Source organism: Chryseobacterium sp. CFS15, assembly GCF_031118795.1.
GTDB lineage: Bacteria > Bacteroidota > Bacteroidia > Flavobacteriales > Weeksellaceae > Chryseobacterium > Chryseobacterium indoltheticum.
In genome coordinates this window covers 123,604-137,914 of sequence record NZ_JAVHYL010000010.1, presented here as the reverse complement: position 1 = coordinate 137,914, position 14,311 = coordinate 123,604, and the positions used below count along the sequence as shown (strand labels likewise).

At 31.3% G+C, this 14,311-nt stretch carries 14 protein-coding genes; 2 read left to right on the top strand and 12 right to left on the bottom strand.

Features of this window, described 5'->3' with window-relative positions:
• Nucleotides 1–3: 3 nt before the first annotated feature.
• Complete coding sequence (locus OH814_RS15870; RefSeq protein WP_308828830.1) at nucleotides 4–2,046, top strand: glycosyltransferase; 2,043 nt, start codon at nucleotides 4–6, stop codon at nucleotides 2,044–2,046.
• Here OH814_RS15870 and OH814_RS15865 read toward each other — a convergent pair.
• From OH814_RS15865 to OH814_RS15850, 4 genes are read right to left on the bottom strand one after another with little or no spacing between them, the layout of a single operon-like run.
• Nucleotides 2,043–2,879, bottom strand: a complete 837-nt coding sequence (locus OH814_RS15865; protein WP_308828829.1) for a glycosyltransferase — start codon at nucleotides 2,877–2,879, stop codon at nucleotides 2,043–2,045. The genes OH814_RS15870 and OH814_RS15865 overlap by 4 nt on opposite strands.
• A gap of 3 nt (nucleotides 2,880–2,882) precedes the next feature.
• Entirely contained in the window at nucleotides 2,883–3,854 is a 972-nt protein-coding gene (locus tag OH814_RS15860) for a hypothetical protein (protein ID WP_308828828.1), read from the bottom strand.
• On the bottom strand, nucleotides 3,851–4,789 hold the full coding sequence (locus tag OH814_RS15855) for a glycosyltransferase family 2 protein (protein WP_308828827.1): 939 nt from the start codon (nucleotides 4,787–4,789) through the stop codon (nucleotides 3,851–3,853). The genes OH814_RS15860 and OH814_RS15855 overlap by 4 nt, the downstream gene beginning before the upstream one ends.
• Entirely contained in the window at nucleotides 4,790–5,764 is a 975-nt protein-coding gene (locus tag OH814_RS15850; RefSeq protein ID WP_308828826.1) for a hypothetical protein, read from the bottom strand.
• A gap of 62 nt (nucleotides 5,765–5,826) precedes the next feature.
• On the opposite strand from OH814_RS15850, the gene OH814_RS15845 reads away from it, so the two are divergent.
• Nucleotides 5,827–6,906, top strand: coding sequence for a glycosyltransferase family 1 protein (locus OH814_RS15845; protein ID WP_308828825.1), 1,080 nt, complete (start codon nucleotides 5,827–5,829; stop codon nucleotides 6,904–6,906).
• On the opposite strand, the gene OH814_RS15840 is transcribed toward OH814_RS15845, so the two are convergent.
• The 8 genes from OH814_RS15840 to rpmF form a co-directional block, all read right to left on the bottom strand.
• Nucleotides 6,903–7,643: a polysaccharide deacetylase family protein gene (locus tag OH814_RS15840; RefSeq protein WP_308828824.1), complete on the bottom strand. Its 741-nt coding sequence runs from the start codon at nucleotides 7,641–7,643 to the stop codon at nucleotides 6,903–6,905. The two genes, OH814_RS15845 and OH814_RS15840, sit on opposite strands and share 4 nt — an antisense overlap.
• 5 nt (nucleotides 7,644–7,648) lie before the next feature.
• Nucleotides 7,649–8,404 carry a glycosyltransferase family 2 protein gene (locus OH814_RS15835; protein ID WP_308828823.1) on the bottom strand — a complete coding sequence of 252 codons (756 nt, stop codon included), beginning with the start codon at nucleotides 8,402–8,404 and terminating at the stop codon, nucleotides 7,649–7,651.
• A gap of 69 nt (nucleotides 8,405–8,473) precedes the next feature.
• Nucleotides 8,474–9,232 (bottom strand): glycosyltransferase family 2 protein, encoded by a 759-nt coding sequence (locus tag OH814_RS15830; protein WP_308828822.1) that lies wholly within the window; start codon nucleotides 9,230–9,232, stop codon nucleotides 8,474–8,476.
• A gap of 128 nt (nucleotides 9,233–9,360) precedes the next feature.
• Complete coding sequence (rocD, locus tag OH814_RS15825) at nucleotides 9,361–10,611, bottom strand: ornithine--oxo-acid transaminase (RefSeq protein ID WP_308828821.1); 1,251 nt, start codon at nucleotides 10,609–10,611, stop codon at nucleotides 9,361–9,363.
• 245 nt (nucleotides 10,612–10,856) lie between these two features.
• Nucleotides 10,857–11,879 carry an MAC/perforin domain-containing protein gene (locus OH814_RS15820; RefSeq protein ID WP_308828820.1) on the bottom strand — a complete coding sequence of 341 codons (1,023 nt, stop codon included), beginning with the start codon at nucleotides 11,877–11,879 and terminating at the stop codon, nucleotides 10,857–10,859.
• 128 nt (nucleotides 11,880–12,007) lie between these two features.
• Nucleotides 12,008–13,363 carry an acetyl-CoA carboxylase biotin carboxylase subunit gene (gene accC, locus OH814_RS15815; RefSeq protein WP_076560323.1) on the bottom strand — a complete coding sequence of 452 codons (1,356 nt, stop codon included), beginning with the start codon at nucleotides 13,361–13,363 and terminating at the stop codon, nucleotides 12,008–12,010.
• A 97-nt stretch (nucleotides 13,364–13,460) separates the two neighbouring features.
• The gene (accB, locus tag OH814_RS15810) at nucleotides 13,461–13,943 is read right to left on the bottom strand and encodes an acetyl-CoA carboxylase biotin carboxyl carrier protein (protein WP_115621059.1); all 483 of its coding nucleotides are present in this window, start codon (nucleotides 13,941–13,943) and stop codon (nucleotides 13,461–13,463) included.
• Between the two features lie 127 nt (nucleotides 13,944–14,070).
• Nucleotides 14,071–14,274, bottom strand: a complete 204-nt coding sequence (gene rpmF, locus OH814_RS15805; protein ID WP_076560319.1) for a 50S ribosomal protein L32 — start codon at nucleotides 14,272–14,274, stop codon at nucleotides 14,071–14,073.
• Between the last annotated feature and the right edge of the window lie 37 nt (nucleotides 14,275–14,311).

The following is a 14,311-nucleotide window of genomic DNA, read 5'->3' as shown; positions in this document are numbered from 1 at the left end:
AAAATGGGAATTAAAAGATTTTTTAAAAATAAAATCAAAGATTATCAATTCATCAAAAATAGAAGAAAGTTAACCATCAATCTTCTTAATCTTGATTTTTTTAAAAGTCACCCATTTAATTTTTCCAAAGATGCAAACTCTGAAGTTTCAATTATTATTCATAATGTAAATGATGTGAAACTGTTGCTCAATTGTCTTTATTATATTGAAAAATTTGACCGAAATATTCTCAAAGAAATTATTGTTATTAATAGTAAAAGTAACGATGAAACCCAGAACTATTTAGAAAAAATAAAGGGAATAATTATAATCGGACATGAAGAAAGTATTGGTTTAACTCAAACTGTAAATCTTGCCATTGAAAAAGCAAAAGGGAAATTTATTTATCTTTTAGAATCTCATGTTTTGGTTCAGGAAAATTATTTGTCAAGTTTGATAGAAGTTTTTAATATCAAAGAAAATGTAGGTTCAGTTGGTTCTAAAATGATTTCTACCGACAATACTATAATCGAGGCAGGAAATTTGGTTTGTGAAAATTCTGAAATTGTTGAATTTGGTAAATCTGAAGCAATTGATGCTCCTCAATTTAATTTTTTAAGAAAAGTAGATTTTTGCGCTGGAAGTTTATTGTTCAGGAAAACCAAAGAAAACGGAGATTTAAATCTACTGAACGAAACTTTTTCTTCGCCCTATTTTGCAGAAGCTGATTTTTGTTTGAAGCTGGAAAAAGAAGAAAATAAAGACATCTATTATCATCCACTTTCAGAAGTTGTTTGCTTTAATAATTCTTTTAAAGCGGAAAATAATACTGATCGAAAAGTTTTGGGTGATCATTGGAATTCTTATTTTACCAATAAAAAATATGTAAAGAGCGAGAAAATCAATTATAATGCTCATTACAAAACTCCAAATTTTCTTTTTCTGGAAGAAAATATGCCAAAACCAGATCAGGATTCCGGATCAAGGAGGTTTATGGAAATTATAAAAATCCTTCAGAGAAACGGACATCATATTGTTTTAGCAGTTAAACATTTTGATGAAACTAAAGATTCCGATTATATCACTTATTTTCAAAACGCAGGAGTTGAGATTTGCAAAGATTATGTAAATGCTCAAAATAAGATTGTAAAAGTAGAAAACCAGGTTGTGGATGCTTTGTCGTACGTCGATGTGATCTGGATTTTCAGACCTTTAGGATTTAATCATTGGTACAATCTAATTAAGGATAAGATAAGCGGACAAAAAATCATTTACGATATGGTTGATCTTCATTATCTGAGATTGGAGCGCGAAAATAATTATATTGATGTGGTCACCAAAGAAAGAGAACGGGAAATAAGTTTCTTCAAAGAAAAAGAATATGCGGGAATGAATATCTCAGATGCGGTGATTTCTATAAGCGATGAAGAAAAAAATACAGTTTCTGAAAACGGAGTCAAAAAAGATAAAATTTTCACGGTGAGTAATATTCACAAACCTGTAGAAAATATTCCTTTGAGTTTTTCTGAAAGAGAAGGTTTGCTTTTCATTGGCGGTTACAATCATTTGCCAAATATTGATGCTGTGAAGTTTTTACATGATCAGATTCTACCTTTAGTTTGGGCAAAAAATAATCAGATTAAAATCTTTATTTTGGGACCAGATTTTCCTGCTGATTTGAAAGAAAAATATCATTCTGATCGCTTTCAGATTTTAGGATATCAGGAAACCGTAGATTTTTGGTTTGAAAATTCCAGAGTTTTTGTTGCACCACTTCGTTACGGAGCCGGAGTAAAAGGAAAAATCGGACAGGCTTTAGAATTCAAATTACCTGTAATTACTACCGGAATTGGTGCAGAAGGAATGAGCTTAGAAAATGCAAAAACGGCGTTAATTTCAGATGAAAATCCTCAAAACTTTGCAGATAAAATTCTTGAGTTATACGATAATGAAAATCTTTGGCAGACGTTGCACGAAAACAGTCTTTTACCGCTTTCAAAATTTTCTATAGAAACTCAAGAGCAGAATATTAAAAATATGCTTCAGTATTTAGGGTTCAGAAATTAATTTTTATAAATTTTCTGATATTTTTTAGGCTTAAAAAATTTGTAAATCAATTTTCTGTACCATTCATCATAATATTTGGCTTTATACTTTTTATTCTCACGAATTAAGCTCATAATGCTGTGAAAATCAAGCCCTTTTTGTTTGTAAAAAATATAATGTTTCTTATAAATTTCAAAGAAATTATCAGAAAGCCTCGAACTGTTATCAATGCTTGTATTGGTAAGCGAATCTGTGGTATTTCTGATTCTGTAAAAGAATAAAAACTCATCAATTTTGTGAACTTTTGCACCAATTTCAACTAAAGAAATCCAGAAATCCCAATCTTCGTAATAGTTTAATTGAGTATCAAAACCACCCACTTTTTCAAAATCTTCTTTGTAAATAAGAGCGGTAATCGGAATACAGTTTTCAATTAAGAAATCAAAGGTGTTGAAAGGCTGAAGAACCCATTCTTTGTCTGTTTTTTCGAAGAATTTTCCTTTGGTGTAGCAGATTCTTGTTTGATTGTCTTTTGAAAGAATCTGATGTGTTTTATCTAAAAATTTTTTGTCGATAAGATCATCACAATCCAAAAAAAGAATATATTTTCCTGTAGCCGATTTTACACCGTTATTTCGGGCAGAAGATTGGCCTTGATTGTCCTGATGAATGATTTTTAAATTTTTGAAATCGATATTTTTTTCAATTAAATCTAAAGCAGATCTTTCGGAACCATCATTTACAATAATAACTTCAAAATCCTGATACGTTTGATCATAAACACTTTGCAGAGTTTCATGAATATAGTTTTCACCTTTGTAATAAGGAATAATGATAGAGATTTTTTCGTTCATGTCTTAAGAAATAAGTGTTTTAAACCAGCTTTCAAAACTATATTTGTTTTTGATTTCTGCAGGAATTTCCTGATAAGGATCTTCAATAAAATTATTCAGATTTTCTTCAGAATCTTCACCGATGATGAATATATTTTCTTGTCTGTAAAAATCGTAATTTTTCACATCCGGGTTATCGGTAATTAATTTCTTTTCGTATTTCAACGCTTCAAAAAACCGGAAAGACAATCCATTATGCTCTTTTAATTTTAAATCTAAAAGTGCTTTTGAACTTTTAACCCAGCTCATATTCTCATCGTACGTTAGAAATTGATTGGTGAAATTGATTTCTCCTTCAGGTTCTCTTTTGTCCCAACTGAAAAGAAGTATTTTTTGACTGATTTTTTTCAGACTTAAAATTGCTGAAAACTCTTTTAATGTTTTAAATCGCTCTTCCACATACGTTCCGATATAGAAAACATCATTTTTAATGATTGGTTGAGTTTTATTTTCCTCAAAATTAAAAAAGAAATTGGTGAGGAAGAAGATATTTTTCTTTTCATCAACATCGTTTTTATCAAATACGAAAAACTTGTCAAAGAATTTTAGTTTGGGATAAACATCTGGCGTTCTGCTGAGTCCGTCCCAATGATTTCCGACTAGTTTTTTAGTTTTGGTTCTGATGATGCTCAAAAACTCTTCCGAAAAAAAATCTGTTGTCATCACCAAAATCGTTTCATATTCGGGCAATCTTTTAGCCTTTTTTCTCAAAGTATTTTCTATAAAGGCTTTCCTCAGAATTTCTTTATACTTTTTGTCTCCTAAAACTGTTTTTCGGTAAATATTATTAAGTTGCTCCCGCCAGTTTTTATATCTGAATTTCTCATCAGAATACAGTAAAAAATCTACATTGTTATAATTCAGATATTCCAGGTTTTTTTTGATGAGGTCTGAAATTCCTGCATAGTTATGCATAATGATGAGGATTCTGTTCATCGGTAAAAATATTTAAAGAATAGGAAAAGAATAAAATGTTCAGATTTTAATTTTTGGTATAAAGCGTTTTTTTCATCCTGCACTTCTTTCAAAAATCTTTTTGCATCTTCATTAAAATCTTTTTCAAGATAAGCCGAAAACTTTCTTTCTTTATCATTAAGTGTTCTCAATTTTATTTTAAAATCTCTGAATATTTCAATCTTTTTATCATAATCAAAACGGCTGATAAGTTTCTTTTTAGAAGCCTCATCTTTAGAATAGCAAATTCCTCCAACTTGTTGTTCGCTGTGAATACGGTAGGAAAAGAGTTTTTCATTTAAAAAGGCAAACTTTTTTTGTTCGGCAGAAACCAATGCAATCCACTCGTCGTGATGTAAACCTTCAACAGTTGGAAAAGGCAAAACCTGATTAGTAAATGATTTTCTGATTGCCATTGACGCACCTGTTGCAAAATTTCCGATGGTTGCAAAAATTTTAAAATAATTGATTTCTTTTTTATTTTCGCTTAAAAATTTTGGAACGTCCCAAACTGTATAATGTTTTTTTTGTACACTGTTTTCATCAATAATAAATCCGTTTGAGCATACAACATCGATGTTTTTATTATTTTCGAAAAAATTAGCGAAAATTTTCACCTTATCTTTTCCCCAAACATCATCCTGATCGCTCAAAAATATAATTTCGCCGGTACAAATTGAGATCGCTTTTTCAAAGTTTTTTACACTTCGCAAATTTTTTTTATTAAGATGAATTTTGAAAATATTTGGAAACTTCTGTTCGTATTCAGCTAAAATGTTTTTGGTTTGATCTGTTGAGCCGTCGTCGCAGACTACAATTTCATCTACTTTCAATGACTGGTCAAGAATAGAATCAATCTGCTCACGGATAAAATTTTCACCGTTATAAGTACAAAGTGCAACAGAAATTTTTGTCATTTAGCTCAGATTAAAAACAGTATTCACCCAATTGTCCAAAGTGTATTTATGATAAACTTCGTCTGGAACTTTTTGATATTCAGTTTCAAAAAATGACTTTTCAATATTACTGAAATCATCATTGAGAATCAAAATATTTTCAGGATTATAAAAATCGTAATTTTTAATCGTTTGATTATCTGTGATAAACTTTTTTTCTAAAGCCATTGCTTCAAATATACGGAAACTTAGCCCCATCTGATTATCTCGTTGAAGATCAAGAATTACTTTTGTATTTTTATATAATTTAGGTAATGATTGTTGAGGAATGTTTTTGGTTCTGAATTTAATGATATTAATATTTTTCGAGTCAACAATTTGTGTGATTTTATTTTTCCAACTTTTCTTACCGGCTACAATTGTTTTAAAATTGATATTTAGATCATTAATCTTATTAATTAAGAAATTGAGTTTCTGTAATCTCTGCGTATCGTAAGAGGTAATGTAAAAAAGATCAAGATGCGGGTTTTGCTCCTCTTTAGGGCAATATTTAAGATAATTATAGTTGGTTATTTTTTTAAACCCATGTTCTTTCACATCTTCATCATCAAAAGAAAAAACGGTATCAAAAAAATGTAAAATATGCTGAGCCGGATTTCTCGACATGCTGTCGTATAAATATGCAATATTTCGATCTGCGTATTTTCTGATCACTTCATGCACATGCTCTTCTATGCTTTCAGGGTTAATGACCAGAATTTGATCCTGTTTTCCTATATTTTTAAGAGAATCGATGATAAAATTTTGTCTTTTCTCGTGTTTCAGATTTTTGCCGATAAAAACTTTGCTCATCGCATTCTTTACCCTTGCGCCAAAATTTTTGTGTGTAAAGGCTCCAATATTGATATGGTAAGCTTCTACACCTTTTTCTTTTAGTTTATTTACGATATGTTCATCATAATGCCAAAAATCAAAACTGATTAAACAAATTTTCATAAAACAAAAGTAAAGATTTTAAAATTTAAATTTCTATTTTTGAGGAAATGCCCACTTTTTTCATGAAAAAAAATATTCTCATCGATGTTGAGCGACTCAAATACCCAAGATCGGGAATTGCAAATGTCTGTATTTCCTTAATCAAGGGTTTAGACGAAAAATTGTGCCATTTCAATTACACCTTTTATGGTCCGGCAACGAATATTCCGGCAATACAATCTGATTTTAAGATCATTAACTGGAAATTTTGGCATAAAAAAATTAAAGTAAATACTTCGTCTTTTTCCTTAATACATGTAACGCATCAATTGTCAGATTATTTTCATTCTAAAAAATCAAACCAGAAAAAAGTAGTGACGCTACACGATTTGAACTTTCTGCATGATAAAAGTTCTGCCAGAAAAATTGAAAAATCTAAAAAATTAGTTCAGAAAAATATAGGAAATGCGGATGCTATTGTTTGTATTTCGGAGTTTGTAAAAAATGATTTCCTTAAAAATAAACATTTATTTTCCTTGAAAAATGACGTTGAAGTAGAAGTTATTTACAACGGGCTGATTTTTCCCAAAAACGAAAAATTTAGTTCTGAAAAAAAATATGAATTTATCGACCGAAAATTTTTACTCAATATCGGCGTGCTTTTTCCTAAAAAAAATCAGGAAGTTTTATTAGAACTTCTCAAAGATAATGATCGAGATTTGGTTCTGATAACTTCGTCTGCTAAATCAGCTTATAAAGAGAGTTTCCTAGAGAAAGTTAAAAGTCTAGGTTTTGAAAAAAGAGTTCATATTTTAGAAAATGTTGAAAATAACGAAAAGTACTTTTTGCTTCAACATTGCGAATCTTATTGTCATCCTTCATTGGCGGAAGGTTTTGGGATTCCTCCGGTTGAAGCCATGTATTTTGGGAAGCCTATTTTTCTAAGCAATTTAACCAGCCTTCCGGAAATTGGTGGTGACTTGGCTTTTTACTTTAATAACTTTTCTGGTGACTCGATGCGAAAAACATATAATGAAGGAATTGAAAAATTTTATGCTGATCAGGAAAATTATCAAGCAAAATTGAAAGAAAAAGCCTCGCAATTTAGTTATAAACAAATGGCTGAATCTTACGAAAAGTTGTATGAAAGGCTTTTAAATTAAAGTTTCGTTTTACCAAATTTAAGTTTCCTTTTAAAAGTTTTTAAAGTGTCTCCATATTTGATGTCGATACGGTTAACCTCAAATCTGTTTTTAAATGGGTAAGCTGCAATGTTATTGCCAATTCTCATGGCAGAAGTAATCCCGATTTTTTCGAGCATTTCAAAGAATTCTTTTCTACGCTCTTTTTCTTTCGGAAATTTCCCGTAAGGATATGCCAGAACTTTTGTAAAATTGATTCTACTCTGTTCTAAAATTTCAATATTTTTTAAAAGATCGGTTTCGGCTTCTTGTAGTGTTAATTGAGAAAAATTCCGATGTGAATGACTGTGTAGAGCTATTTCAATTAATTTTGAATTTAAAGATCTTATCTCATCAAAATTCATGTATACCCTTTCTTTTCCATTTATATTATTCTGAATAAGCTCTGTAGGAATGAAAATTGTCGCTTTCAATTGGTGTTTTTCGAGCAACGGCATGAGATATTGCAAATTATTGTGATACCCGTCATCAAAGGTTAATATGATTTTGTTTTCAACCGATTTTGAGGCTTCCAAATTCTTGAAAAATACTGTTGTGAAATTGTTTTTGATGTAAGTAAGTTGCTCTTCAAGATTTTCTACAGTTACAATCAGATCATTTTTATAAGCAATTGATTGTGGTAAAACCTGATGATACATTAAGATGCGAATGCTTTCTTTTTTTGAAAAGCCTAAAATTCGTTTAAGAACCGAAATCATAATATCTATTTGAATTTATAGATTTCGTGAAGTTTTTTATATTTAAGAAAGGTATAAAAAGCCGCTGTTGCCGCTGCATAATAACCAACTAAACCGTCAAGAAAGCCTAAACGTAAAAAATATGATTTGAAAAATTGAAACAAAGGCTTAAAAAGAATTTTAAAAATATTCGATTTTTTACCATTTTTATACATCTTTTCTGCCATCATCGAAGTGTATTTATTAGATTTTTCGATGTGATGATAAATGTCTTTGTATGTGTAATGATTTATTTTTCCTTGTAGTTTGCCTTTTGTTTCTGTTGTCACAAAGGCTTCATGTACAATGTCTTCAGAGTATTTTCCGTGACCTTTTTTGAAGAGTCTTTCTCTTTTTATATTTCCCCAACCTCCGTATTTCAATGTTTCACCCAAAAAAATATTGTTGAATTCTACATCGTAAACATTAAAAGGCGATTTTGGTTCAGAAACGATTCTTCGAATGGAATCGATGAGTTCTTCGTTAGGAATTTCATCAGAATCTAAAAATAAAATCCATTCTGATTGACATTGTTCAATCGCTAAATTTTTTTGTTTGCCAAAGCCTAAGAATTTCTGCTTAATAAATTTCACTTTGGGAAATTTTAGACAAATTTCTTTTGTACTGTCTATAGAGAAACTGTCGACAATAATAATTTCGTCGGCTAAGTCGTGAACAGCATTCAGGTTTTTTTCAATTATCCTTTCTTCGTTAAAAGTAATTATTGCTACAGAAAGCTTCATAAATTAGTGACTTACTGCTGCAAAAATACAGTTTATTTTCAGAATTCTATATTTGATAAAAATAAATTATTATGAATATTTTTCTTTTAAAAATTCATAAGTTTTAAAAGAGCTTAAAGCACTTAAGTAGGAGAGTGTTAAGCCTTTTCTACCATCTAAGATCCCAAGTTTTAAAATATACATTTTGAAGAAGCTGAAGGCACTTTTTGATAATTGTTTTATCAATTGATATGGAATTCCTTTTTCATGTAAATCTTTTGCTTTGAGTTTTGAGTAATGAATTACTTTTTTGTAATAAGCTTCATAAGAATCAAAAGAAAAATGAAGAAGATAATTTTGTAAAGTTCCAGGATTGTCAAGATTGCTTAATCCTTCATGAACTCTTTTGTTTTCGTCATAATGAGCCACTTCTTTTTTGAATAAACGAATGTTTTTATCATTTTGTGTTCCAGAATAATTTACTTTTTCACCCATAAAAAAGAATTTCCTCTTAAAGAAATATGCTTTTCTGGTGACCGGTTTTTTAATTTCTTTTAGAATTTCATTTTTCAATTCCGGAGTAATTCTCTCGTCTGCATCTAAAAACAAAATCCAGTCATTTTTTGCATATGAAATGCAGAGATTACGCTGCTTGGTGAAATCTTCAAATTTGTTTTGATAAAGCTTTATGTTTGGATAATTATTTTTTATAATATCAACAGTTTTATCTGTACTAAAAGAATCTAAAACAATAATCTCGTCAGCAAATTCGACCGATTTGAGAGCCTCTTCAATATTTTTTTCTTCATTAAAGACAATTAATAAAGCACTTATTTTCGGATTTTCCATAACATCTGTATTTTAACTAATATTAGATGAAAAAAAAGCCTAATAGTTAAACAATCGTTTGTTCTATTTCCTAAATAAAAAAATAACACTCTGATTTAGAGTGTTATTAGTATGAAAATATTTTGATTTTATTTTTTGAATTCTAAGATTGTCTTTTCGATAATCTTCACACAGTCTAATAATTGCTCTTCTGTGATTACCAATGGCGGTGCCAGCCTGATAATGTTTCCGTGGGTTGGTTTAGCTAAAAGACCGTTTTCTTTTAATTGTAAACAAAGATTCCATGCCGTAGAACTTTCAGGTGTATCATTGATTAAGATTGCATTAAGCAAACCTTTTCCTCTTACTTTGGTAATCAAATCTGATTTCTCGATAAGCTTTTCAATTTCACTTCTGAATAACTTTCCTAATTCTTCAGCTCTTTCAGAAAGTTTTTCTTCTTCTACTACATCCAGTGCAGCAATTGCAACGGCACATGCGATAGGATTTCCTCCAAAAGTAGAACCGTGCTGACCTGGCTTGATTACATTCATAATCTCGTCATTCGCCAAAACCGCTGACACGGGATACATTCCACCGGAAAGTGCTTTTCCTAAAATTAAAATATCGGGTTGCACATCTTCGTGATGACATGCAATCAGCTTACCTGTTCTTGCAACTCCTGTCTGTACTTCGTCTGCAATGAAAAGAACGTTGTATTTTTTGCATAATTCTAAAGCATTTTTCAAGAAATTTTCATCCGGAACGTAAACTCCTGCTTCACCTTGAATGGGTTCAACCAAAAATGCAGCAATATTTTGCGCATCATTTTTTAGAACTTCTTCTAAAGCTGAAAGGTCATTATAAGGAATTTTCACAAATCCAGGTGTGAAAGGACCATAGTTTTTATTGGCATCAGGATCGTTTGAGAAAGAAACAATTGTTGTCGTTCTTCCATGGAAATTATTTTCACAAACTACAATTTTTGCTGCATTTTCTGAAATTCCTTTTACTTCATAGCTCCATTTTCTGGCTAATTTTACTGCAGTTTCCACAGCTTCAGCTCCGGAATTCATTGGTAAAACCTTATCAAATCCGAAAAGTGTAGTGATTTTTTTCTCGTATTCTCCTAAATTTGAATTGTAAAAAGCTCTTGAAGTTAAAGCTAGCTTTTTAGCCTGATTAACTAAAGCATCAACAATTTTTGGATGAGAATGTCCTTGGTTGACAGCCGAATAAGCGGAAAGGAAATCGTAATATCTTTTACCTTCAACATCCCAAACAAAAACACCTTCTCCTTTATCTAAAACCACTGGAAGCGGATGATAATTGTGAGCACCGTGTTTTTCTTCTAATTCTATGAAATATTGTGAGTTTTTTGTTTGTTCTGCTGTTGACATATCTTTTTCCTTTTTTACAAATTTAAGTATAATAAATAAGATGGTTCAACAGAATAATGATGCTGAATATTAGGTATATTCAAGTATGTATTGTTGATATGAAATAATCATTTAGAAGATATTGCTCAAACTCATTATGACTTGCAGTTTTTATATCTTTTAGAAATTAAATTTAAATGTTTTGCATTAAAATGATCCGCCATTTTACTGACGGATCTATAAATAATTTTGATGATAAAATAGATTTAAGATTCTAGAACAACTTGATTTTCATTTATATATTGGTCAATATACAACTTTAGTTCAGCTTTCTTAGAGGGATCTTTAACTAGATCATATAAAAATATTAATCCGTTATCACCGAAATCTACTAGCACAGCATTTTCTGTTGTAGAGGTGCTTTGCCAATTATAAAAATTAATGGTTGGGGTCATTTTTTTGAGATTAAAAATTCCCGCCATAGCCAATGATTTATCTCCTCCTCTTGTTTTGTAAAATAATTTTTTTTCGTAATTTTTTGAAGCCGCTTGAGTATCAATTTCGTTATCTGTACCAACAATAGTTTTTATTCCAATTCTTGCTGCGCTTGCACGGTCAGGATTGGTTGTTTTGGCTTGGAAGATCATATCAATAATAGACCCTGTGTATATATCTACTGCCACATGAGTGCCATATTTTTTAACAATTTGCTCAGCTGTTTTTTCCTCAAGATCTTTTGAGAAATTTGCAGTTAAATAATTGCTCAAAAGTTCATGACTCTCATTCAATCTAAATCTTTTTTGTTTTATGATATGACTGTAATTTCCATAAATGAAATGTGGATCATATTTTTTGCTACTTAAAATAGCTGATGAAAACGGGATGGTTTTGCCATATACCTTAAATTGCTGAGTGGCTGAAACTTTTTTTGAAATCATTTGTAAATAAGCAGCTGCATCTTCTCCATAGTTTTCGGTATATTCATTAGACAATACATCCTCTTCAGATAAACGCTGGTGATGTTCTGCTTTAAATTTATCTGTATCGATTATTTTTAATGTTGTAGAGCTTTCGTTTGCATATTCACCTAAAACATTATAACCATAACCTAATGCATTGTATTTTCCAAGTTGCTTTGACGAATCTGTAATTGTAAGCTGAATGTGATCCCAGTGTTCAACATTTTCTATCGTTTTTTCATTTGGTAATTCGTCATTTGTTTCTGTTGAACAAGATATGACAGACATCATCATCATTGTAGATAATGATAAAAAGAAAAGTTTTTTCATATAATAAATATTTCTCTAAAATATAATTAAATCATTAGATCGGGAAAATTTACTTTATGATAAAAGTCATTTTACATAAAAAAACCGCCTCAAGTGAAGCGGTTTTAAATATGTATTTTAAAATAATCTTAGTGATTATCATATTTTTTATCCATTACAAAACTCTCCATGAATTTTGTAGTATAGTTACCTGAAAGATAATCTTCATCTTCCATTAATTGTCTGTGGAAAGGAATCGTAGTTTTTACTCCTTCAATATAAAACTCCTCTAAAGCACGTTTCATTTTTGCAATTGCTTCTTCACGGGTTTGAGCCGTTGTAATAAGTTTTGCAATCATAGAATCATAGTTCGAAGGAATCGTGTATCCTGAATATACATGAGTGTCAACTCTGATCCCGTGTCCGCCAGGAATGTTTAATCCAGTGATTTTCCCCGGTGAAGGTCTGAAATCAGCATAAGGATCTTCCGCATTGATTCTACACTCAATAGAATGTAATTTTGGATAATGGTTGATTCCTGAAATAGGAGTTCCTGCTGCCAGAAGAATTTGTTCTCTGATCAAATCATAATCTATTACCTGCTCAGTAATCGGGTGCTCAACCTGAATTCTCGTATTCATTTCCATGAAATAGAAATTTCTGTGTTTGTCTACAAGGAATTCGATGGTACCTACACCTTCGTACCCGATAAATTCAGCTGCTTTTACCGCTGCTTCACCCATTTTCTCACGAAGTTCGTCAGTCATGAATGGAGAAGGAGTTTCTTCAGTTAATTTCTGATTTCTTCTTTGTACAGAACAGTCTCTTTCAGAAAGGTGACAAGCTTTACCAAATTGGTCACCTGCAACCTGAATCTCGATATGTCTTGGCTCTTCAATCAGTTTTTCCATGTACATACCTCCGTTTCCGAAGGCTGCAACAGCTTCCTGAATTGCAGACTCCCAATGTTCTTTAAGATCTTCAGCTTTCCAAACAGCTCTCATCCCTTTACCTCCACCACCTGCGGTAGCTTTGATCATTACGGGATAACCTGTTTCTTCTGCTGTTTTTACTGCGTGCTCATAAGATTCAATTAAACCTTCAGAACCTGGTACACAAGGTACGTTTGCAGCTTTCATGGTTGCTTTAGCGTTTGCTTTGTCTCCCATTCTTTCGATTTGCTCAGGACTTGCACCAATAAATTTGATACCGTTTTTCTGGCAGATTCTTGAGAAATTAGCATTTTCAGATAAGAAACCATACCCTGGGTGAATTGCATCTGCATTGGTAATCTCTGCAGCAGCAATAATATTAGGGATTTTAAGATAGGAATCTTTACTCATTGCAGGACCAATACAAACAGCCTCGTCAGCAAATCTTACGTGAAGACTGTCTTTGTCGGCAGTAGAATATACCGCAACGGTTTTGATTCCCATTTCTTTACAAGTACGTAAAATACGCATTGCAATTTCGCCACGATTGGCAATTAATATTTTTTTGAACATCTTCTTCAATTTGAAAATTAGATAATTTGAAAATTAGATAATGTTATTTTAATGTAGAATTTAATCTAACATCTAATGTCTAACATCTAACTTCTAATTAAGATGGATCTACTAAGAATAATGGTTGGTCGTATTCAACCGGAGTAGCATCGTCCACTAAAATCTTAACGATTTTACCGCTTACTTCAGATTCGATTTGGTTGAATAGCTTCATTGCTTCGATTACACAAACTACTTTTCCGTTTGAAACTTCGTCACCTACGTTGATGAAAACATCTTTGTCAGGAGATGGTTTTCTGTAGAAAGTTCCGATCATTGGAGATTTAATAGTTACATATTTACTATCGTCAGAAGCTGCTTCTGTTTTTTCCGGAGATGCAGAAACCGAAGCCGGAGCATGTCCCGGAGCCACCTGTTGTGGAGCTTGCTGATACATTGCAGGCTGAGCAACATAGCTTACTTCATTACCTCCAAGCGGAGTTTTAATAGTAATTTCGAAATCTTTAGTTTTATATTTTACTTCTGAAACCTCAGCTTTAGATACAAACTTAATAAGATTCTGTATGTCTTTAATGTCCATAAATTTGATATTTGATTTGCCGTCAAAGATACCAAAAAAACACAAAAAACAACAAAAAACCGCCAAATTTTATAAAAATTGGGCGGTTTCTGTATTAAAACGGGTGTTTTTCGATGAAAAACGACTCTTAGTTTTCTTCAGTAGTAGCTACTTCTTTTTCCATAACTATTTTACCTCTGTAATATAGTTTTCCTTCATGCCAGTGAGCTCTGTGGTATAAATGCATTTCTCCTGATGTTGCATCTTTTGCTAATTGAGGAACTACAGCTTTATAATGAGTTCTTCTCTTATCTCTTCTTGTAGACGATTGTCTTCTCTTTGGATGTGCCATTTTGTAATAACTTTTTTAATTGATGAGCGATGAGATT

Bases quoted from the DNA above. Each gene is read 5' to 3' on its own strand.
- OH814_RS15870 (WP_308828830.1), top strand. From the start codon at position 4: ATGGGAATTAAAAGATTTTTTAAAAATAAAATCAAAGATTATCAATTC.
- OH814_RS15865 (WP_308828829.1), bottom strand. From the start codon at position 2,879: ATGAACGAAAAAATCTCTATCATTATTCCTTATTACAAAGGTGAAAAC.
- OH814_RS15860 (WP_308828828.1), bottom strand. From the start codon at position 3,854: ATGAACAGAATCCTCATCATTATGCATAACTATGCAGGAATTTCAGAC.
- OH814_RS15855 (WP_308828827.1), bottom strand. From the start codon at position 4,789: ATGACAAAAATTTCTGTTGCACTTTGTACTTATAACGGTGAAAATTTT.
- OH814_RS15850 (WP_308828826.1), bottom strand. From the start codon at position 5,764: ATGAAAATTTGTTTAATCAGTTTTGATTTTTGGCATTATGATGAACAT.
- OH814_RS15845 (WP_308828825.1), top strand. From the start codon at position 5,827: ATGAAAAAAAATATTCTCATCGATGTTGAGCGACTCAAATACCCAAGA.
- OH814_RS15840 (WP_308828824.1), bottom strand. From the start codon at position 7,643: ATGATTTCGGTTCTTAAACGAATTTTAGGCTTTTCAAAAAAAGAAAGC.
- OH814_RS15835 (WP_308828823.1), bottom strand. From the start codon at position 8,404: ATGAAGCTTTCTGTAGCAATAATTACTTTTAACGAAGAAAGGATAATT.
- OH814_RS15830 (WP_308828822.1), bottom strand. From the start codon at position 9,232: ATGGAAAATCCGAAAATAAGTGCTTTATTAATTGTCTTTAATGAAGAA.
- rocD (WP_308828821.1), bottom strand. From the start codon at position 10,611: ATGTCAACAGCAGAACAAACAAAAAACTCACAATATTTCATAGAATTA.
- OH814_RS15820 (WP_308828820.1), bottom strand. From the start codon at position 11,879: ATGAAAAAACTTTTCTTTTTATCATTATCTACAATGATGATGATGTCT.
- accC (WP_076560323.1), bottom strand. From the start codon at position 13,363: ATGTTCAAAAAAATATTAATTGCCAATCGTGGCGAAATTGCAATGCGT.
- accB (WP_115621059.1), bottom strand. From the start codon at position 13,943: ATGGACATTAAAGACATACAGAATCTTATTAAGTTTGTATCTAAAGCT.
- rpmF (WP_076560319.1), bottom strand. From the start codon at position 14,274: ATGGCACATCCAAAGAGAAGACAATCGTCTACAAGAAGAGATAAGAGA.